The 19,703-nt window shown below is 66.4% G+C and carries 22 protein-coding genes; 16 read left to right on the forward strand and 6 right to left on the reverse strand.

Features of this window, described 5'->3' with window-relative positions:
• Positions 1-28: 28 nt before the first annotated feature.
• Positions 29-1,315 (reverse strand): MFS transporter, encoded by a 1,287-nt coding sequence (locus tag ACRCUN_RS30310; protein ID WP_462145375.1) that lies wholly within the window; start codon positions 1,313-1,315, stop codon positions 29-31.
• Between the two features lie 145 nt (positions 1,316-1,460).
• On the opposite strand from ACRCUN_RS30310, the gene ACRCUN_RS30315 reads away from it, so the two are divergent.
• A complete protein-coding gene (locus tag ACRCUN_RS30315) occupies positions 1,461-2,174 on the forward strand; it encodes a phytanoyl-CoA dioxygenase family protein (protein WP_462145323.1) in 714 nt (237 codons plus the stop codon).
• On the opposite strand, the gene ACRCUN_RS30320 is transcribed toward ACRCUN_RS30315, so the two are convergent.
• Both ACRCUN_RS30320 and mftR read right to left on the reverse strand, forming a co-directional pair.
• The gene (locus ACRCUN_RS30320; RefSeq protein ID WP_462145324.1) at positions 2,175-3,218 is read right to left on the reverse strand and encodes a DUF2332 domain-containing protein; all 1,044 of its coding nucleotides are present in this window, start codon (positions 3,216-3,218) and stop codon (positions 2,175-2,177) included. It lies immediately after the preceding gene.
• Complete coding sequence (mftR, locus tag ACRCUN_RS30325) at positions 3,215-3,817, reverse strand: mycofactocin system transcriptional regulator MftR (RefSeq protein ID WP_462145376.1); 603 nt, start codon at positions 3,815-3,817, stop codon at positions 3,215-3,217. Before mftR ends, ACRCUN_RS30320 begins: the two co-directional genes overlap by 4 nt.
• Before the next feature lie 92 nt (positions 3,818-3,909).
• Between mftR and mftA the strand changes: the two genes are divergently transcribed.
• From mftA to mftG, 7 genes are all read left to right on the forward strand, one after another.
• Positions 3,910-4,005, forward strand: coding sequence for a mycofactocin precursor MftA (gene mftA, locus ACRCUN_RS30330; RefSeq protein ID WP_084356358.1), 96 nt, complete (start codon positions 3,910-3,912; stop codon positions 4,003-4,005).
• Positions 4,006-4,007: 2 nt separating this feature from the next.
• Positions 4,008-4,322, forward strand: coding sequence for a mycofactocin biosynthesis chaperone MftB (gene mftB / locus ACRCUN_RS30335; RefSeq protein WP_462145325.1), 315 nt, complete (start codon positions 4,008-4,010; stop codon positions 4,320-4,322).
• On the forward strand, positions 4,319-5,509 hold the full coding sequence (mftC, locus tag ACRCUN_RS30340) for a mycofactocin radical SAM maturase (protein ID WP_462145326.1): 1,191 nt from the start codon (positions 4,319-4,321) through the stop codon (positions 5,507-5,509). The genes mftB and mftC overlap by 4 nt, the downstream gene beginning before the upstream one ends.
• Positions 5,510-5,513: 4 nt before the next feature.
• Positions 5,514-6,707: a pre-mycofactocin synthase MftD gene (gene mftD / locus ACRCUN_RS30345; protein WP_462145327.1), complete on the forward strand. Its 1,194-nt coding sequence runs from the start codon at positions 5,514-5,516 to the stop codon at positions 6,705-6,707.
• Positions 6,708-6,841: 134 nt separating this feature from the next.
• Positions 6,842-7,576 (forward strand): mycofactocin biosynthesis peptidyl-dipeptidase MftE, encoded by a 735-nt coding sequence (gene mftE, locus ACRCUN_RS30350; protein WP_462145328.1) that lies wholly within the window; start codon positions 6,842-6,844, stop codon positions 7,574-7,576.
• Positions 7,573-8,985 carry a mycofactocin biosynthesis glycosyltransferase MftF gene (gene mftF / locus ACRCUN_RS30355; RefSeq protein ID WP_462145329.1) on the forward strand — a complete coding sequence of 471 codons (1,413 nt, stop codon included), beginning with the start codon at positions 7,573-7,575 and terminating at the stop codon, positions 8,983-8,985. The genes mftE and mftF overlap by 4 nt, the downstream gene beginning before the upstream one ends.
• The gene (mftG, locus tag ACRCUN_RS30360) at positions 8,985-10,412 is read left to right on the forward strand and encodes a mycofactocin dehydrogenase MftG (protein WP_462145330.1); all 1,428 of its coding nucleotides are present in this window, start codon (positions 8,985-8,987) and stop codon (positions 10,410-10,412) included. Before mftF ends, mftG begins: the two co-directional genes overlap by 1 nt.
• Here the strand turns inward: mftG and ACRCUN_RS30365 are convergent.
• Positions 10,399-11,973 (reverse strand): MFS transporter, encoded by a 1,575-nt coding sequence (locus ACRCUN_RS30365; protein WP_462145331.1) that lies wholly within the window; start codon positions 11,971-11,973, stop codon positions 10,399-10,401. The two genes, mftG and ACRCUN_RS30365, sit on opposite strands and share 14 nt — an antisense overlap.
• Before the next feature lie 91 nt (positions 11,974-12,064).
• Here ACRCUN_RS30365 and ACRCUN_RS30370 point away from each other — a divergent pair, with 91 nt between their 5' ends.
• On the forward strand, positions 12,065-12,727 hold the full coding sequence (locus tag ACRCUN_RS30370) for a TetR/AcrR family transcriptional regulator (protein WP_462145332.1): 663 nt from the start codon (positions 12,065-12,067) through the stop codon (positions 12,725-12,727).
• Here the strand turns inward: ACRCUN_RS30370 and ACRCUN_RS30375 are convergent.
• The gene (locus ACRCUN_RS30375; RefSeq protein WP_462145333.1) at positions 12,693-13,943 is read right to left on the reverse strand and encodes a cytochrome P450; all 1,251 of its coding nucleotides are present in this window, start codon (positions 13,941-13,943) and stop codon (positions 12,693-12,695) included. The two genes, ACRCUN_RS30370 and ACRCUN_RS30375, sit on opposite strands and share 35 nt — an antisense overlap.
• 116 nt (positions 13,944-14,059) lie before the next feature.
• Here ACRCUN_RS30375 and ACRCUN_RS30380 point away from each other — a divergent pair, with 116 nt between their 5' ends.
• On the forward strand, positions 14,060-15,652 hold the full coding sequence (locus tag ACRCUN_RS30380) for a carboxylesterase/lipase family protein (RefSeq protein ID WP_462145334.1): 1,593 nt from the start codon (positions 14,060-14,062) through the stop codon (positions 15,650-15,652).
• A 4-nt stretch (positions 15,653-15,656) separates the two neighbouring features.
• On the forward strand, positions 15,657-16,010 hold the full coding sequence (locus ACRCUN_RS30385; protein WP_462145335.1) for a nuclear transport factor 2 family protein: 354 nt from the start codon (positions 15,657-15,659) through the stop codon (positions 16,008-16,010).
• Here ACRCUN_RS30385 and ACRCUN_RS30390 read toward each other — a convergent pair.
• Positions 16,007-16,480 carry a hotdog fold domain-containing protein gene (locus ACRCUN_RS30390; protein ID WP_462145336.1) on the reverse strand — a complete coding sequence of 158 codons (474 nt, stop codon included), beginning with the start codon at positions 16,478-16,480 and terminating at the stop codon, positions 16,007-16,009. The genes ACRCUN_RS30385 and ACRCUN_RS30390 overlap by 4 nt on opposite strands.
• Before the next feature lie 434 nt (positions 16,481-16,914).
• On the opposite strand from ACRCUN_RS30390, the gene rpsJ reads away from it, so the two are divergent.
• The 5 genes from rpsJ to rplB are packed head-to-tail and all read left to right on the forward strand — an operon-like array spanning position 16,915 to position 19,697.
• Positions 16,915-17,220, forward strand: coding sequence for a 30S ribosomal protein S10 (gene rpsJ, locus ACRCUN_RS30395; protein WP_003883485.1), 306 nt, complete (start codon positions 16,915-16,917; stop codon positions 17,218-17,220).
• A gap of 14 nt (positions 17,221-17,234) precedes the next feature.
• Positions 17,235-17,888 (forward strand): 50S ribosomal protein L3, encoded by a 654-nt coding sequence (rplC, locus tag ACRCUN_RS30400; RefSeq protein ID WP_462145337.1) that lies wholly within the window; start codon positions 17,235-17,237, stop codon positions 17,886-17,888.
• A complete protein-coding gene (gene rplD / locus ACRCUN_RS30405) occupies positions 17,888-18,535 on the forward strand; it encodes a 50S ribosomal protein L4 (RefSeq protein ID WP_462145338.1) in 648 nt (215 codons plus the stop codon). The genes rplC and rplD overlap by 1 nt, the downstream gene beginning before the upstream one ends.
• Complete coding sequence (gene rplW / locus ACRCUN_RS30410) at positions 18,535-18,837, forward strand: 50S ribosomal protein L23 (protein ID WP_462145339.1); 303 nt, start codon at positions 18,535-18,537, stop codon at positions 18,835-18,837. Before rplD ends, rplW begins: the two co-directional genes overlap by 1 nt.
• Positions 18,838-18,860: 23 nt before the next feature.
• Entirely contained in the window at positions 18,861-19,697 is an 837-nt protein-coding gene (rplB, locus tag ACRCUN_RS30415; protein WP_067842155.1) for a 50S ribosomal protein L2, read from the forward strand.
• Positions 19,698-19,703: the final 6 nt, after the last annotated feature.

Consider the following 19,703-nt stretch of genomic DNA (forward strand, 5'->3'; position numbering starts at 1 on the left):
GCCGAAGTTTTTTCGTGACTTCGAGGAGTCAGCCGGCTGGCACCGTATCGAGCGTGACGGCTTTCGTTTCGCGCATCGCGAGTTGCGCGACGACCGTGAGGATCAGCATCGCGATCAGGTACATGCCGACATGGGCGACGCCGTAGTGGGCGGTCAACCAGGTGGCCACGAACGGTGCCACCGCCGCGCCGAGAATGCCTGCCAGGTTGAACGACACTCCCGAACCCGTATAGCGCACGTTGGTCGGGAACAGTTCGGGCAGTACGGCGCCCAGTGGGCCGTAAGCCAGCCCGGTCAGCGTCATCCCGATCACCAGGAACGCCAAAACGCTTATGCGCGTGGCGTGCCCGGGACTCAGGAACAGTGCGAAGGTCGCCCCGTAGACGATGATGGCCAACGATGTCAGCAGCAGGACGGGCCGACGACCGAAACGGTCGATGAGACGGCCGGCAAGCGGAATCGTCGCGGCGAAGAACAACACCGCGATCAGTTGCAGCTGCAGGAAATCGACGTAGCCGAAACCCAGGCCGGCACCCTTGGGGGCGACTGGAGCGGTGCCGTAGCTCAGCGTCCAGGTGGTGACGACGTAGAACAACGAGAAGATGCCGACGACCGCGAACGTGCCGACCGCGACTTCCCGCCAGTTGTGTCGAAAGAGCTGAGCCAGTGGAGCTTTCACGCGCTCTCCGCGGTCGGCGGCTCGTGCGAACACGGGTGTCTCGGTGAGTCGCAACCGCACGTAGAGGCCGAAGGCCACCATGACGGCGCTGAGCAGGAACGGGATGCGCCAACCCCACGTGTAGAACGCACCTCCCGGCCCGCCGAGCGTCGACAGGAGCACCAGGAAAATGCCGTTCGCGAGCAAAAATCCGATCGGTGCACCCAACTGCGGCCACATGGCCGCCCAACCGCGACGGCTTGACTGCGCGGATTCCGTGGCCAGCAGGGCCGCGCCGCTCCATTCCCCGCCGAGTGCCAGGCCCTGGGTGAACCGCATCAGCGCCAGCAGTGCCGGTGCCAGCAGCCCGACCTGATGGTAGGTGGGCAGGACACCGATCGCGAAGGTCGCGAAGCCCATCACCAACAGCGAGGCCACCAACGTGGTCTTGCGCCCGAGCCGATCGCCGAAGTGGCCGAACAGGATTGAGCCGAGGGGGCGGGCCGCGAATGCCAGGCCGAATGTTGCCAGCGAGGCGAGCAGCGCCGTGGTGGCATTGCCCTTCGGGAAGAACAGTTGCGGAAAGACCAGAACGGCAGCGGTCGCGTAGCTGTAGAAGTCGTAGAACTCGATCGTGGTGCCGATCATCGATGCCATGGCGATTCGGGCCCGGCTTGTTGGTGCCTCCGGCTGAAGCGTTGTCACGTCCCGAACGTATCAACGTCAGCTGTGAACTAGATATTAGCGAGACGCTGCGGAAAATCGTTCGCTTGCCCAACCTGGATAGGCCAATGTGGTGAAAGTGATCGACGTCAACGAATTCACCCGCGACGGATTTGTCAAGGTCGAGCAGGCAGCTCCGGCCGAGACCGCCGACGCGGCAAGAGATCTCCTGTGGAAGCAGATCGGGTTGTCGCCGGATGAACCCGCAGCCTGGACCCAGCCTGTGGTGTGGGCGGCCGATCTGACCGGTCAGGGGCCCTTCGGTCGGCTCGCCGGCAGCCCGGTGCTAACGGCTGCTCTCGATCGAATTTGCGGGCCGGGCGGCTGGGTGCCACGGCGTGCGCTCGGCAACATCCCGATCCGGTTCCCGGTCTCGCCGCCTGCCGAAGACCGGGGCTGGCACATCGACCTCAACACACCGGTTACTCCCGAGCATTGGGTCATCAGCGGCAGGCCGCACACGATGCTGCTGTTGACGCTGTTGTCGGAGGTGGGACCCGACGACGCGCCGACGCGCGTCAGGGTGGGTTCGCACCGAGACGTCGCCGCTGTACTCGGCGAGGAGCGGGTCGAGTTCGCCGACTCCGGCAAGTTGGTGGACGACGCGAGTGCCGCCCGGCCGGTCGCCCTTGTCACGGGCCGCCCTGGCGACATGTATCTCGTGCACCCGTTCACGGTGCACGCGGCCGACGAGCACCGCGGTGACACACCACGTTTCATGGCGCAGGCGCCGATCATGCTGACCGAGCCGCTGAGTCCGACGACTCCGTCGGCGCTGGCTTGTGCGTGGTAGTCATTCCCAATGCACGGGCGGGCCGTGCGGTGCGCAGGCACCCAGGATCCTCTCGGTGCCGTCCGGCCAGTACCGCGCGCGGATCAAGAACTCGTGCGCTGCTCCCGGTGCTCGGCGCTGCGGTTCGAGCGTGAGCCTCGCGAACGGGGTGTCTGCCGTGGCGGCCGACCCGAGGACGTTCAGGCGAGTTTCGACGGCTTGCTGTTCGGCTGCGCTGAGGTATTGCCAGGTGACGGAGTGCCACAGCACGGTCAATGTCCCGCGAGCCGGCCGTAGCCGCGAGACCGCCTGCACCGCGGGCATGCGGTCGATGCCGGCCGGAACCCTTCGGGCGATGTCGATGGCGCCGATGAGCCGATGCAGCCTCGCGGTCATATCCGGCCAGACGTAGCTGAGCAGGGTGATTCTGCCGTCCTCGGTGCGTGCGTCGACGGGTGCGATATCGAAGCCGTGGCGTTGCGTGATCAGCAGCGGTGCCGGTGGCGGCAGGGCACCGCGCCACGCATCGTCGATGACGACCCGCGAATCGGCGGGGCCCCATTGGCCGCCGGGGTAGCGGTAGAAGAAGTGATCGGCGCGCAGGTTGAGGCCCGCGCTCGAGCCGATCTCGAAAAGCCGTACCGGAAGCGGGAATCGGTCCACGAGGTGCAGCAGCCCGCCGATCAGCGCGGCCGATCTGCCGACATCGTTGGTCTGGGGCGGCTGGTCGAGCATCGTGCGCAGATATCGGGTGTGGCGCCGCGTCGTCGCGAGGATCTCGGGCCACGCTGCGGTGGCGTCCCAAGTGCCCCCGACGCTGGGGTACCACGCCGCGAGTGTGGGCGCGCGTCCGTCGAGCACCAGATGGTGCAGCCCGCCGAGCAGGCGTAGGGCCAGGCCCGACGGTCCGGGGTCGTCCTCGTGTCCGGCCAGCACCTCGGCGAAGATCCCTGACGATCGGATGTCGTCGAGCACGAGCTCCAGCAACTCGGCGTACATCGGTGAACCCAGGGCTGCGCACGCGCGTGCCTGCACGTCGAACGAACTGATCAGTCGATCGCTCACGGATTGTCCAGCGCATCCAGGCCCGGCCGCGCGATCTCGAAGGCTTGCGCGATGGCGTCGGTCAACGAGACCGAATCGTCGGCGAGCCACTGTTCGTAGGCCGACAAGGCGACTCCGAGCATCAGCCACGCAACGGTCTGCGGCAGAAGATCGCTGCCTTCGGCACCGATGCGATGCGCCACGTAGCTGGCGATCACAGCGCGCCAGCCGGCATACATCGTCATCGAATAGGCTTGCAGTGCTTCGGTTTCCAGGATTACTCGCATGCGCTGGCGGTGTTCTGCCATCTCGTGCTCGGCGTAGGTGTTGAATGCGAGCAGGGCTTCGCGCAGTGCCTCGCCCAGTGATATCTGCGGGCTCAGGGTGGCCAGTAGTTCGCGCAGGTGTTGCAGATGGGCGTCGAAGTCGCCCCACGGTATGGCGCTCTTGGAGGCGTAGTACCGGAACAGCGTGCGCCGCGATATGCCCGCCGCGGTCGCCACGTCGTCGACGCTGACGTCGTCGAACCCGCGTGCCGCGAACAGTTCGATGGCCACGCCGGCGATGTGGTCCTGAGTCGTGGAGCGGCGCCGTCCCACTCGGGGCCCGGATCCCTGCATCAGATCCACCTCTTCCATTCTGGCACTCGATGCCATATCCTTGCGATCTCGATCACAATTGTCGAGACCCTACGCGACGAAAGGGAGCGTTTATGGAAACGAATCAGCACGCCGAGACCGAGACCGAGCTCGTCACCGAGACTCTCGTCGAAGAGGTTTCGATCGACGGTATGTGCGGGGTTTACTGACCGTGGCTGCACAGGTCGTCGACACGGCTGATCAAACGGGCGTCGTGTTCGACCCGGATGCCAGCTGGCGGTTGCACCCCCAGGTGGCGGTGCGGCCCGAGCCGTTCGGCGCCCTGCTGTACCACTTCGGAACTCGCAAGCTGTCGTTCCTGAAGAACCGGACGGTCGTCGAGGTGGTCAATTCGCTTGCCGACCACCCCGACGCCCGCTCGGCCTGCCGGGCCGCCGGAATCGACGATGCCAACCAAGCCCCCTACCTGCACGCGCTGAGCGTGCTGGTCTCCTCGAAGATGCTCATACCCGGGAAAAGCCAATGACTTCTGTTCAGCCCGTGCCGCGGCTCGTAGAGCAGTTCGAGCGTGGTCTCGACGCGCCGATCTGCCTGACGTGGGAACTCACCTATGCATGCAACCTCGCTTGCGTGCACTGCCTGTCCTCGTCTGGAAAGCGCGACCCGCGTGAACTTTCGACGCAGCAGTGCAAGGACATCATCGACGAACTCGAACGCATGCAGGTGTTCTACGTGAACATCGGCGGCGGGGAACCCACTGTGCGCCCGGACTTCTGGGAGCTCGTCGACTACGCCACCGCACACCATGTCGGGGTCAAGTTCTCCACCAACGGCGTCCGTATCACCCCCGAGGTAGCCGCGAAGCTGGCCGCGAGTGACTACGTCGACGTCCAGATCTCGCTCGACGGCGCGAACGCAGAAGTCAACGACGCCGTTCGCGGCAAAGGCTCGTTCGACATGGCGGTACGCGCGCTGGAGAACCTGAGCAACGCGGGGTTCAAGGACGCCAAGATTTCGGTGGTCGTCACGCGCCACAACGTCGACCAACTCGACGAATTCGCCGCGCTGGCAGCGCGTTACGGTGCCACGCTGCGCATCACGCGGCTGCGGCCGTCCGGCCGTGGCGCCGATACCTGGGACGAACTTCACCCGACCGCCGATCAGCAGCGTCAGCTGTATGACTGGCTGGTCGCCAAAGGCGACGGGGTGCTCACGGGCGACTCGTTCTTCCATCTGTCGGGCCTGGGTGCGCCGGGCGCACTCGCCGGGCTGAACCTGTGTGGTGCCGGGCGCGTGGTCTGTCTCATCGACCCCGTCGGTGATGTCTATGCGTGCCCGTTCGCCATCCACGACAAGTTCCTCGCCGGAAACATACTGCAGGACAGTGGCTTCGGCTCCGGGTTCGCGAGTGTATGGAAGTACTCGCCACTGTTCCGCGAACTCCGTGAGCCGCAGTCGGCCGGTGCCTGCAGTAGCTGCGCGCACTACGACAGCTGCCGTGGCGGGTGCATGGCGGCCAAGTTCTTCACCGGTTTGCCACTGGACGGCCCCGACCCCGAGTGCGTCGAGGGCTGGGGTGCGCCTGCGCTCGCACAGGAGCGGGTGAAGCCCAAGCCCAGCGGCGACCATTCCCGGGGTACCAAACAGGGTCCGGTGGCGCTGAAGCTGCTGACCAAACCCCCGGCCCGATTCTGTAACGAAAGTCCGGTGTAGACCCATGGCACGAGATACCTGGTTCGAGACCGTCGCGATCGCGCAGCAACGCGCACGCAAGCGGTTGCCCAAGTCGGCCTACTCCGCGCTGCTCGCGGCCAGTGAGAAGGGCATCACGGTCTCCGACAATGTCGAGTCGTTCGCCGAACTCGGCTTCGCGCCGCACGTCATCGGTGCTCCGGAGAAGCGGGACATGGCCACCACCGTGATGGGCCAACAGATTTCGATGCCGGTGATCATCTCGCCGACGGGCGTGCAGGCCGTGCATCCCGACGGCGAGGTCGCGGTTGCCAGGGCGGCCGCGGCCCGCGGCACGGCGATGGGTCTTTCATCGTTTGCCAGCAAGCCGATCGAAGACGTCGTGGCAGTCAACGACAAGATCTTCTTCCAGATCTACTGGCTCGGAGATCGCGACGCGATCGCGGCCCGCGCCGAGCGGGCGCGCGCCGCGGGAGCGGTCGGGCTGATCGTTACGACCGACTGGAGCTTCTCGCACGGCCGGGACTGGGGCAGCCCGAAGATCCCCGAGAAGATGGATCTGCCGACCATGATCAAGATGATGCCCGAGGCGGTGACCAAGCCGCGGTGGCTCTGGCAATGGGGCAAGACCTTGCGTCCGCCGAATCTGCGGGTGCCCAACCAGGCCGCGCGCGGTGAGGCGGGTCCGCCGTTCTTCAACGCCTACGGCGAGTGGATGGGCACCCCGCCGCCCACCTGGGAAGATATCGCCTGGCTGCGCGAGCTGTGGGGCGGGCAGTTCATGCTCAAGGGCGTGATGCGCGTCGACGATGCCAAACGTGCTGTTGACGCTGGTGTTTCGGCGATCTCCGTATCGAACCACGGCGGTAACAACCTCGACGGCACCCCGGCATCGATCCGTGCTCTGCCCGCGATCGCCGACGCGGTCGGCGACCAGATCGAGGTGTTGCTCGACGGCGGTATCCGGCGCGGCAGTGACGTGGTCAAGGCCGTGGCGCTGGGTGCGAGGGCGGTCATGATCGGCCGGGCGTACCTGTGGGGCCTGGCCGCCGAGGGGCAGGCCGGGGTTGAGAATGTGCTCGACATCCTGCGCGGCGGGATCGACTCGGCACTCATGGGCCTGGGCCGTTCGTCGATCCATGATCTGGTGGCCGAGGACATCCTCGTGCCGGAGGGATTCACCCGTACGCTGGGTGTGCCACCCGCGTCGGGCTCCTGATCGGAACCGCCCGGCACATTTCGCCCCGCGTGACAGGGGTGGCGGAAGGGACACACGTGGTGGTGCCGGGCGGTCCCAGGAGAAATTCCGGAAAATCAATTGCTGCCCATGCTCCAACAATTGGCGCACACCAGATGAATTCGTCTTACCATCGGCACGTGGCTTTCCCCAGCGGACTCGGGAACTCGACGTCGAGGCAGCTACGAAGCCTGTCGCCAATGTTGGTCATCCCGGTTGGTTCTACCGAACAGCACGGTCCGCACTTGCCGCTGGACACCGACACACGGATCGCCACCGCGGTCAGCAGCGGCGTCGTCGAGCGGCTTGCCGGTGGCGAATGGATCGTGGCACCTGCGGTCAGTTACGGGGCCAGCGGCGAGCACCAGGGTTTTCCCGGCACGGTGTCCATCGGAACCGCTGCACTCCGGCTTTTGCTGGTGGAGTACGGCCGGTCGGCGTCGAACTGGGCGTCGCGGCTGGTCTTCCTCAACGGTCACGGCGGAAACGTGGAGGCATTGGCGGCTGCGGTCGCCCTGCTTCGATACGAGGGGCGCGACGTCGGCTGGACGTCGTGCAGCGCGCTCGACGCCGATGCACATGCGGGGCATACCGAAACATCTGTATTGCTACATATTTCACCCGGTGATGTATGGACCGATGAGCTCGTCCAGGGGAACACCGCTCCATTGCCCGAGCTCATGCCGCGTCTCCGCAGCGGCGGAATCGCGGCCGTCAGCGAACTCGGCGTGCTGGGCGATCCGACGACTGCCACGGCGGCCGAGGGGGAGCGTATCTTCGCTGAGATGGTCAACGGCTGCGCCGACCGGATCATGCGGTGGCAGCCCGACCGGAACGGGATGCTGATATGACCGGACCGAGACTGCCCGACGGTTTTGCCGTGCAGGTGGATCGCCGAGTCAAGGTGCTCGGGGAGGGCGCGGCGTTGCTCGGAGGGTCCCCGACGCGCTTGCTGAGGCTCGCGCCGACGGCGCAGAACATGCTCAACGGCGGTCGCCTCGAAGTGCACGACGCGCTCAGCGCACAGCTCGCGCGGACCTTGCTCGACGCCACCGTCGCCCACCCCCGGCCGGCCAGTGGACCGTCGCACCGCGACGTCACGGTTGTTATCCCGGTGCGCGACAACGTATCCGGGCTGCACCGATTGATCGGAGCCTTGCGCGGGTTGCGTGTGATCGTGGTCGACGACGGGTCGGCGATACCGGTGTCACCCGCCGACTTCACCGGTATGCACTGCGACGTGCAGGTGCTGCGACACAGCCGCAGCAACGGGCCCGCGGCCGCCCGCAACACCGGCCTGGCGGCATGCGAGACCGATTTCGTGGCATTTCTCGACTCCGACGTGGTGCCGAAACGAGGGTGGCTCGAGGCGCTGCTCGGTCACTTCTGCGACCCTGCCGTGGCGCTCGTCGCGCCCCGCATCGTCGGCCTGCACAACGCCGACAACCTGGTCGCCCGGTACGAGGCCGTGCGCTCCTCCTTGGACCTGGGCATGCGCGAGGCGCCCGTGGTGCCGTACGGGACCGTGTCGTATGTGCCGAGCGCGGCCATCATCTGCCGTAGGTCTGCCCTCGTGGCGGTCGGCGGGTTCGACGAGACGATGCACTCGGGTGAGGACGTGGACCTGTGCTGGCGATTCGTCGAATCGGGCGCCCGTCTGCGATACGAACCGATCGCTCTCGTCGCCCACGACCACCGAACCGATCTGCGAAAGTGGTTCACCCGCAAGGCATTTTACGGTTCGTCGGCGGCTCCGCTGACGGTGCGCCACCCGGGTAAGACGGCACCTTTGGTGATCTCCAGCTGGACACTGATGGTGTGGCTGCTGCTGGCCATGGGGTCCTGCGTGGGCTACTTCGCGTCCCTCGTGGTGGCCGTCGTCACCGGCAGGCGCATCGCCCGCTCGCTCAGCGCGATCGAAACCGAGCCGAAGGAAGTCGCGGTGGTCGCCGCTCATGGGCTGTGGTCGTCGGCGCTCCAGCTGTGTTCGGCGATCTGCAGGCACTACTGGCCGATCGCCCTGATCGCCGCACTGATCTTCCGGCGGGCCCGCCACGCGGTGCTGCTGGCGGCAGTGATCGATGGAGTGGTGGACTGGGCCACCCGGCGCGGCAACGCAGACGACGACACCAAACCGGTCGGCCTGCTCACCCACGTTCTGCTCAAGCGGCTCGACGACATCGCATACGGGACCGGCCTGTGGACCGGGGTGGTACGCGAACGCCATCTCGGCGCGCTCAAACCGCAACTGCGGAGCTAATGCCCCCGTTGCCGAGTGACATATTGATCGTCGGCGCCGGAAGCGCCGGATCGGTTTTGGCCGAACGCCTTTCGGCGGATCCAGGCTGCCGTGTCACCGTCGTCGAAGCCGGTCCGGCGCCGGCGGACCCGCGGGTGGCAGCTCAGATCAGCGACGGGGTGCGGCTTCCGATCGGTGCCGCGAGTTCGGTGGTACGACACTATCCCTCCATACTGACCGAGCAGCCACGTCGGCACACCGAACTGATCCGCGGGTCGGTCGTCGGCGGCTCGGGAGCGGTCAACGGCGGCTACTTCTGCCGCGGGTTACCGACCGACTTCGATGCGTGGGCTGTCGCCGGGTGGAGTTGGGACGATGTGCTGCCGCATTTCCGCGCGATCGAAACGGACTTGGACTTCGACACGGCCCTGCACGGTACCGAGGGGCCGATCAAGGTTCGCCGGGTGCGTGAGTTCGACGGTTGCACAGCATCTTTCGTTGATGCTGCCGCGGCCGCGGGGTTTGAGTGGATCGATGACCTCAACGGTTCGGACGCGGCGGCGACGCTGCCAGCGGGGGTAGGTGCGGTACCGCTCAACATCAACGGCGGTACGCGACTGGGCCCGGGTGGGGCGTATCTGCAGCCGGCGCTGCATCGCTCCAACCTCGTGCTGCTGACCGATACGCGGGTGCACCGGGTGCTGATCGCAGGCGGACAGGCGGTCGGTGTCGAATGCGCTGACGGCGAGATTCTGAGTGCCGGGCGAATTGTGTTGTGCGCCGGCGCGATCGGATCGGCACAGTTATTGATGTTGTCGGGCGTCGGCCCGCCTGGCGAAATCGAGCAGCTCGGCATACCCGTCGTCGCCGGGTTGCCAGTCGGTATGGCGACCGTGGACCATCCGGAGTGGGTGCTGCCGGTCGCCTGGACGCCTACGCATGACCTCCCGCCGTTGGAGGCCGTGCTCACGACGGCAGATGGTGTGGAGATCAGGCCCTACACCGCGGGATTTTCGGCGCTGGTACACGGCCCGGAGCATGACCCCGCCGAGGTGCCACACCTCGGGGTCGCCCTCATGCGGCCGTCTTCGCGCGGCCGGGTCCGGCTGGCCTCGGCCGACCCGATGGCGCTGCCCATCATCGAGCACCGCTATGACACGGCGCCCGAAGATGTGGCCGCGCTGGGGGCCGGATCGGAGCTGGCTCGCGAATTGGTGAGCCACACAGTGGAAGTCGGTCGGATGTCGTGGTCGACTTCGCAGCACCTGGCCGGCACGGCCCCGATGGGCACCGGGCCAGGTGCCGTGGTCGACCCGACGTGTCGCGTGCACGGGATCGACGGGCTGTGGGTGGTTGACGGGTCGATCATGCCGTCCATCACGAGCCGGGGTCCGCATGCCACGATCGCGATGATCGGTCACCGGGCGGCTGAGTTCATCGCGAGCTGATCCGGCGAAGCCATCGCAGTTGTCGCCCGTCGCGGCCGGGGGCCCAGATGCCGACGAGGGTTGCCGCGACGACCAGCACCACTGCCATGACCAACAGCGCAGAGTTCGTCGCGTCCAGGAACGCGGCGCGTGCCAGATCGGCAAGGTGTACGCCCTGCGCGCCCAGGTGCTCGGACACCGTGAGGGCTTCGGCGAGTGAGTTCAGCGCGGGGCCGCGCACGGCTTCGGGCGCTGACGTCAGCGCGGGCCTCAGTACGTGCTGGTATTGCGCGGCCAAAATAGACCCGGCGACGGCGATGCCCAACGCCGCGCCGACCTCACGGGTGGTGTCGTTGACTGCGGAAGCCACTCCCTGTTTCTCGTCGGGTACCGCGCCCATGATCGCCGAAGTCGTTGGTGCGGTGCACAATCCGATGCCGGTACTGACGATCAGCAGCGGCCACGCGAAATCGAAGTAGGACGAGTCGAGTTCGAGCAGCCGCATGCACAGCAGACCCACCGCGATCAGCAGCAACCCCACCGAAGCCGTCAGCCGCAGCCCAAGCAGCGGAAGGTACAGGTGTGTGGTGGCGCCCAGAACCAGAACCGGAACTGCCAAGGGGCACAACGCAAAAGCCGTTTGAAGCGGGCTGTAACCCATCACGAGCTGGATGTACTGCATGCTCACGAAGAAGAAGCCGAAACTGGCGAAGAACAGGAACGTCACCCCTGCCGAACCGGTCGCGAAATCCGGCTTGCCGAACAGGCGCACATCCAACAGTGGATGCTCATGCCGTAACTGGACGATCGTGAAGACAGCGGCCAGCGCTATCCCGCAGGCCATGCACCCCCACACCATCGGGTGGGCCCAGCCTCGCGCCGGAGCCTCGACCACACCGAAGACAAAGATCGCGACCGCTGCTCCGATGAGCAGGGCGCCCATCCAGTCCAGGGGCGCGGCGCCGTCGTCACGTGAAGAGGGCACCGTGCACGTGAGGACGAACATCGCCACGCCCACGATCGTGAATGTCACGAAGATGGATTGCCACGCCCAGACGTGCAGCAGACCGCCGGTGGCGAGGAATCCGACGATCGCGCCCGACCCGACGACCCCGGCCCAGATGCCAACCGCCTTGTTGCGCTCGGATTTTGGGAACGCCGCGGTGAGCAGCGACAGGGTTGCGGGCATGATGAAGGCGGCACCCGCGCCGGCGATCGCGCGGGCCACGATCAATTGGACGGGGCTGTCGAGGATCAGCGGTGCCGCAGATGCGAGGGTAAAGACCACGAGCCCGGTCAGCAGCGCGCCGCGGCGGCCGTAGCGGTCGCCTATCGCACCGGCCGGTAGCAGCAGACACGCGAGCGCGAGGGTGTAACCGTCGATCACCCATGTGAGTTGTGCCTGTGTGGCTGACGTCTGGCGCGCGATGTCGGGAAGCGCGGCATTGAGCGCCACCATCGAGGAGATGACGATCGAGACATCCATGCAGGCAACGGCCAGCAACCAGTACCGCTGTCGTACCGACAGTTCGGCCATGCCCGGATCTATATCCTGGGCTGACTCGACGAGAGCGTCGGCCATGCTGTGCGCTCCTTCGTCAGGCGATAGTTTTGAGACTAACAGTCTCTTTCCGAGACGGTAAGTCTTGTTTCTTTGGCGGAGGTGGTGGACGATGACCCCGGGCAGCACTGACCCACGTCCGGCCCGCTCGCGGGCGCGGCTGTTGGAAGCGGCGACAGCCCTGTTGCGGTCGGGCGGCCCCAGTGCGGTCACCGTCGATGCGGTCACCCGGGCGGCCAACGTGGCCAGAGCCACCCTGTATCGGCACTTTCCGAGTGGAAATGACTTGCTGGCGGCGGCATTTCGATCGCTCATCCCCGCGGCGCCGATGCCTCCGGAGGACGGCACGCTGCGCGATCGGCTGATCGCGATGGTTCAGGCGCAGGCCGAGCTGATCGCCGAGGCGCCCATCACCATCACCGCGATGTCCTGGCTCGCGCTGGGCGGCGACATGGAGCAGTTGCCGTGGCGCGCGTCCGACAGCCAAGAGGTGCGGACGTTGCGCGAGCGGGTCGCCGAGCAGTACGCGGTGCCGTTCGAGGCGATATTCGACAGCCCGGACGCGCAAGCCGAACTGGGGCCGGTGGACCGCACGCAGGCCGCCGCCCTATTGCTCGGCCCCATCGTGCTCGGCAAGCTCAGCACGCTGCCGGAGTTCGACTACTCCGCGTGTGTGCGGTCGGCGGTGGATGGTTTCCTGGCTACCCACCGCCGGGCCGAGCCGCCGGAAGCGCAAGCGGTCAGCGAAGCGAATAACGAATCGGCAGGTGTTTGAGTCCGCCGACGAACGTTGTCGCCGAAAGCTCAGGGGTGCCGGCCAATTCGATACTCTCCAACCGCGACAGCAATTCGGTGAACAGACTGTTCATCTCCATGCGGGCCAGTGCCGCACCGAGGCAGAAATGCACGCCGTATCCGAACGCGAGGTGCTTGTTGGGGTCGCGGCCGACATCGAACCGGAACGGATCTGTGAAGACCTCTTCGTCGCGGTTGCCGGAAACGTAAGCGAGGTAGACGGATTCACCCTCGGCGATCGGCACGCCGCGCACGGTGGTGTCGGCGGTGGCGGTCCGCATGAACTCCTTGACCGGAGTGGTCCACCGGATCATCTCCTCCACGGCGGTGCCCATCAACTCCGGTTGAGAGCGGAGCTGCGCCAGCTCGCCGGGGTTCTCGATGAGGGCGTGCAACCCGCCGGAGATCGCATCCTTGGTGGTGTCGTGGCCGGCGCTGGCGACGATGACGTAGTACGACGCGGTATCGACGTCGGACAACGGCTCGCCGTCGATACGGCCGTTGGCGATCGCCGAGGCCAGATCGTCGGTCGGGTTGGCCCGGCGCGACGCGGTGAGCGTCGAGAAGTAGGCAAAGAAGTCGAGCAGCACCGCCAGCCCGTCCTCAAGTGACTTGCCCCGTTGGTATTCCTCGTCGTCGCCGCCGAACATCTCCTGGGTCAGCATGTGCATGCGGGCGTAGTCCTCCTCGGGCAGGCCCAGCAGCGACATGATCACGTAAAGCGGAAAGTGGACGGCGATCTCGGTGACGAAGTCGCATTCCGGTCCGATCTCGCGCATGCGGTCGACGTACCGCTTGGCGAGTTCGTCGACCCGGATCTTGAGATCACGCATGGCCTTGGGGCGGAACCAGTCCGCGCCGATCGCGCGGACCTTGCGATGGTGCGGGTCATCCATGTGGATCAGCGTCCGCAGGCCCATGCCGGCTTCCAACTGCTCTTTGGCCATGTCGTCGGCGGCCGCGGTCGCCAAAAGGGGGCGGGGCTCGCTGACGAACAGATTGTTGTCCCGCTCGATGGCCATGATGTCGGCGTGTTTCGTGATCGCCCAGAACGGCCGGTAGGGCGGGTTGTCGACCCACGCGACCGGATTGTCGGCGCGAAGCTGGGTCAACGCCGCATGTAGTCGCACGTCATCGGCGTACGCCTTCGGGTCGGCCAGGACTTTTGCGGCGTCCACCATCGTTCGCGCGCTCATCGGACTCCTCCCGCTGCGGGGCTGTTTACTTGACGGGTGTCAAAAATTCACCCTATGTGACGGCCGCCACTTGCGAAAGGGGAATGCCTGATCTGTTGCCAGTAGGCTCATGCCTCATGCGCACGGGGCGTTGGATCATCGCGTGGCTGGCAACGCTGACGCTGATCCTGGCCGGCTGTGGCACCGGCGGGGGCGAGACCGTGTCGGCGCCCCCGGTGAGCGAGGACCCGGCGATCGTTCACACCGCGGCGGGAATCTTGCGCGGAACCGTGGCCGCAGATCACCGACTGTTCGCCGGAATCCCGTACGCCGCACCACCCGTCGGACCGCGCCGGTTCGTCGCGCCTGCCCCGGCCCCCGGCTGGCCCGGGGAGCGCGACGCCACCAGGATCGGTCCGCGGTGCATCCAGGACCCGGGCGGCGATCCCGAACAGGGAAAGAACTCCGACGAGGATTGCCTCACGCTCAACGTGTGGACGCCGCCGGCATCCGCTGAGCGGCGCCCGGTCATGGTGTGGATCCACGGCGGCGCATTCGTCAACGGCAGCAGCGGGATATACGACGCGCGGTGGCTGGCCGCGCGCGGTGACATCATCGTCGTCACGGTCAACTACCGTCTCGGCACCCTGGGCTTTCTGGCTCATCCCGCGCTCGGCCCGAACGGGGATGTCGGCAATTACGGTCTGGCCGACCAGCAGGCGGCGCTGCGGTGGGTGCGCGACAACATCGCCGCATTCGGCGGTGACCCGGAGAAAGTGACTCTGGCAGGCGAATCCGCGGGCGGCATGTCGGTATGCGATCACCTGGTGGCGCCCGGTTCGGCCGGCCTGTTCCGAGCCGCGATCCTGATGAGCGCACCGTGCCAGGCTCAAGCGGATCTCGCCACAGCGACGCGCCGCAGCATCGACTACGCGGCCGAGGCCGGATGCCCCGATCCGGCGGCCGCGGCGGCCTGCTTGCGTGCGCTGCCGGTGGACAGGCTGCGAAAACCGGTGTGGTACTTCAATATCGGAAGTGACGAGCTGACCGGTCCGGTCACCGGAACCGCAGTGCTGCCGTCGGCCCCGCTCGGCGCGTTCGCAGACGGGCGGGCCGCGCGGGTACCCATCCTCATCGGCACCAACCGCGACGAGTTCACGCTCTTCGTGGCATTGCGGTACCTGCGCGAGGGGCAGCGGTTCACGCCCGAGGAGTACCCGGGGCTGCTGGCCGAGACTTTCGGGCCCGCGGCGGGCGCCGTCGGCGTGCACTATCCGGCGGATCGCTACGGCGGTGTGGCCGAGGCGTATTCGGCGGCCGTCACCGACGGCGAGTTCTCGTGCGTGGCCGACCGGATGGCCGACGAGCTGACCCGCTCGGGCACCGTCTACGCATACGAATTCAACGACCGCGGGGCCCCTGCCCCGGAAGCCATGCGCAACTTGCCGTTCCCCGTCGGCGCAAGCCACTCGCTTGAGTTGCGCTATCTGTTCGACGTCGGTGGGGCACCGCCGCTCGACCCGGCCCAGCGGGTTCTTTCGCAGCAGATGATCGACTACTGGGCTGCTTTCGTGCGCAACACCAATCCGGCGGTCGACGGGCAACCGGCGTGGCCCGCCGTCGACGGCGCAGGCGCGCGGATGTCGCTGCGCCCCGACGGCAGTCAGGTGATGGACGGATTCGAAGCCGAGCACCAATGCCCGTTCTGGGCCGGACTGAAGGAGAGGTGAGCTGATGCCGACACCGGAGCCGTCGACGTTCGCCGACGACTGGGTGCGTGCGTGGAATGCCCACGATGTCGATGCCGTCCTCGCGCACTTCCACGACGACGTGCTGTTCAGCTCACCGGTGGCGGCCCGGGTGCTCCCGGACAGCGGCGGGGTCGTACGGGGCAAGGACGCGCTGCGGCATTACTGGACCACTGCGCTCGCCGGTATGCCCGATCTGCACTTCGAGGTGCTCGACGTCTACCGCGGCGAATCGGTTCTGGTGATCCACTACCGCAACCAGCGTGGCGGACTGGTCAACGAGGTCCTGATCTTCGACGGGGGCCTCGTGCGCGAGGGTCACGGAACCTATCTGGGCTAGGCAGGAGTGACCCAGGTGGTGATGTCGGCATGCACCACTTCGACTCCGTGGCTGTCGGTGATGCTGACGGGTACGACGATGTCGGTGCCTTCGGTGATCGAGCTGAAGTCGGGCGCGGTCAAGGTGGCGGTGGCCCGCAGCGACGTGGTGGCCTTGGCGAGATAGGAGACGCTCATCGCCTTGGGGATCCAGCGGTGGGTCGTGGGCACCGTGGCCTCCATGAGCATCCCCATCGCCATCTCGGCGGCATTGCACGACGCGATCGCGTGCACGGTGTGCAGATGGTTGTAGATGAAGAACCACTTGGGCACCTTCACCTCGGCAAGCCCGGGTTCCATGCGGACCACGTGCGGCACGATCGAGGCGAAATAGGGCACGCGGGCCATGGCCGCTGCCGAGAACACGCGGGTACCCAGTGGCTTGCCGGACAACCGCTGCCAGGCGCGGTAAGTGCTGCTCTGCTGCGTCACGGCCCCGACCTTACTCGTCAGTAAGATAAGCGCGAACGCCGAGCGTGGGGACTCTGTACGCTGGACAGCGGTTTTGCGTGCACAGTGCCCATGTTCGGCCCGTTCGTCGAGGCTCGATCAGGGATTTGGAGCACGCCAGGATCTAGGGCATACTATTCGGGTTGCCTTGCGCCGGGTGCACACCTGGCTGGGCATACGACCGGCGCCCAAACGGGCGCATCCGGTTCCAACACCGATCGTGACGGATTTTCCGACGCGGACGAGTGTGCGTGAGGGCGACACGCCCGACCGCGGGGATCGGTGGACCACAGACAGGTAAACAGCGGCGGCAATTCTCGGCGCAAACCGCGCCGGGCACCAGGCCCGAATGGGTTTCCCATGGGAATCCGTGCAAGGCCGGCCGATGTACGAAGCAGGAGCGAGGTAGGAGAAGCGTGGCGGGACAGAAGATCCGCATCAGGCTCAAGGCCTACGACCATGAGGCCATTGACGCCTCGGCGCGCAAGATCGTCGAAACGGTCACCCGTACCGGTGCCAGTGTGGTGGGCCCTGTGCCGCTGCCGACCGAGAAGAACGTGTACTGCGTTATCCGGTCCCCGCACAAGTACAAGGATTCGCGGGAGCACTTCGAGATGCGCACCCACAAGCGGCTGATCGACATCCTCGACCCGACGCCCAAGACCGTTGACGCTCTCATGCGCATCGATCTGCCGGCCAGTGTCGACGTCAACATCCAGTAGGAGACCCGAGAAAAATGGCTAGAAAAGGCATTTTGGGCACCAAGCTGGGCATGACGCAGGTGTTCGACGAGAACAACAAAGTCGTCCCGGTGACGGTCGTCAAGGCCGGCCCCAACGTGGTGACCCGTATCCGTACCACCGAGCGCGACGGCTACAGCGCCGTGCAGCTCGCCTATGGCGAGATCAGCCCGCGCAAGGTCAACAAGCCCGTCGCCGGCCAGTACGCCGCCGCGGGCGTCAACCCCCGCAGGCACCTCGCCGAGCTGCGGCTTGCCGACGAAGCAGAAGCGGCCGACTACGAAATCGGCCAGGAGCTGACCGCCGAGATCTTCGCCGACGGTGCCTACGTCGACGTGACCGGCACCAGCAAGGGCAAGGGCTTCGCCGGCACCATGAAGCGTCACGGCTTCCGTGGCCAGGGTGCTGCGCACGGTGCCCAGGCCGTGCACCGCCGTCCCGGCTCGATCGGTGGCTGTGCCACTCCGGGCCGCGTGTTCAAGGGCACCCGCATGTCGGGCCGTATGGGCAACGACAAGGTGACCACGCAGAACCTGAAGGTGCACAAGGTCGATGCCGAGAACGGCGTGCTGTTGATCAAGGGCGCCATCCCCGGACGCAACGGTGGTCTGGTGGTTGTCCGCAGCGCAATCAAGCGAGGCGAGAAGTAATGACTCTCAAAATTGACGTGAAGACGCCGGCCGGCAAGAAGGACGGCTCTGTCGAGCTGCCCGCCGAGCTGTTCGACGTCGAACCCAACATCGCGCTGATGCACCAGGTCGTCACCGCGCAGCTGGCCGCCAAGCGGCAGGGCACGCATGCGACCAAGACCCGCGGTGAGGTTTCCGGCGGCGGCAAGAAGCCGTACCGGCAGAAGGGCACCGGCCGCGCCCGCCAGGGCTCGACCCGCGCGCCGCAGTTCACCGGTGGTGGCACCGTGCACGGGCCGCAGCCGCGCGACTACAGCCAGCGGACCCCGAAGAAGATGATCGCCGCCGCACTGCGCGGTGCGCTCTCGGACCGGGCCCGCAACGAGCGGATCCACGCGGTCACCGAGCTGATCGAGGGGCAGACCCCGTCGACCAAGAGCGCGAAGACGTTCCTTGGCAGCTTGACCGACAACAAGAAGGTCCTCGTGGTCATCGGTCGCACCGACGAGGTGGGCGCCAAGAGCGTGCGCAACCTGCCCGGCGTGCACGTGATCTCGCCGGATCAACTGAACACGTACGACGTGCTCAACGCCGACGACGTGGTGTTCTCGGTCGAGGCCCTGAACGCCTACATCAGCGCGAATACGAAAGAAGGAGCGTCGGTCTGATGGCAACGGTTACAGACCCCCGCGACATCATCCTGGCTCCGGTCATCTCGGAGAAGTCGTACGGGCTGATCGAAGACAACGTGTACACGTTCGTGGTGCACCCGGACTCGAACAAGACGCAGATCAAGATCGCGATCGAGAAGATCTTCGGCGTCAAGGTCGATTCGGTGAACACCGCCAACCGTCAGGGCAAGCGCAAGCGCACCCGCTCCGGCTTCGGCACGCGCAAGAGCACCAAGCGCGCGATCGTCACGCTGGCCGCAGGCAGCAAGCCCATCGACCTGTTCGGAGCGCCGGCCTAGCCGGCAGAGAGACCTAGAGAATCATGGCAATTCGCAAGTACAAGCCGACGACCCCGGGTCGTCGCGGTGCCAGCGTCTCCGATTTCGCCGAGATCACTCGTTCGACTCCGGAGAAGTCGCTGGTTCGCCCGCTGCACGGCAAGGGCGGTCGTAACGCTCACGGCCGCATCACCACTCGCCACAAGGGTGGTGGCCACAAGCGCGCCTACCGCGTCATCGACTTCCGTCGCCACGACAAGGACGGCGTCAACGCCAAGGTCGCGCACATCGAGTACGACCCCAACCGCACGGCCAACATCGCGCTGCTGCACTACCTGGACGGCGAGAAGCGCTACATCATCGCGCCGCAGGGCCTCAAGCAGGGCGACGTGATCGAGCAGGGCGCCAACGCCGACATCAAGCCCGGCAACAACCTGCCGCTGCGCAACATCCCCGCGGGCACCGTGATCCACGCCGTGGAGTTGCGTCCCGGCGGCGGTGCCAAGCTGGCCCGTTCGGCCGGTGTGAGCATCCAGTTGCTGGGTAAGGAAGGCACCTACGCCTCGCTGCGTATGCCGTCGGGTGAGATCCGCCGCGTCGACGTGCGCTGCCGCGCCACCGTCGGCGAGGTCGGCAACGCCGAGCAGGCCAACATCAACTGGGGCAAGGCCGGCCGCATGCGGTGGAAGGGCAAGCGCCCCACCGTGCGTGGTGTCGTGATGAACCCGGTCGACCACCCGCACGGCGGTGGTGAGGGTAAGACCTCCGGTGGTCGTCATCCGGTGAGCCCGTGGGGCAAGCCCGAGGGCCGCACCCGCAAGCCCAAGAAGCCGAGCGACAAGCTCATCGTCCGTCGCCGGCGCACCGGCAAGAAGCGCTAGGAGTAG

This window comes from Mycobacterium venezuelense (assembly GCF_054919535.1).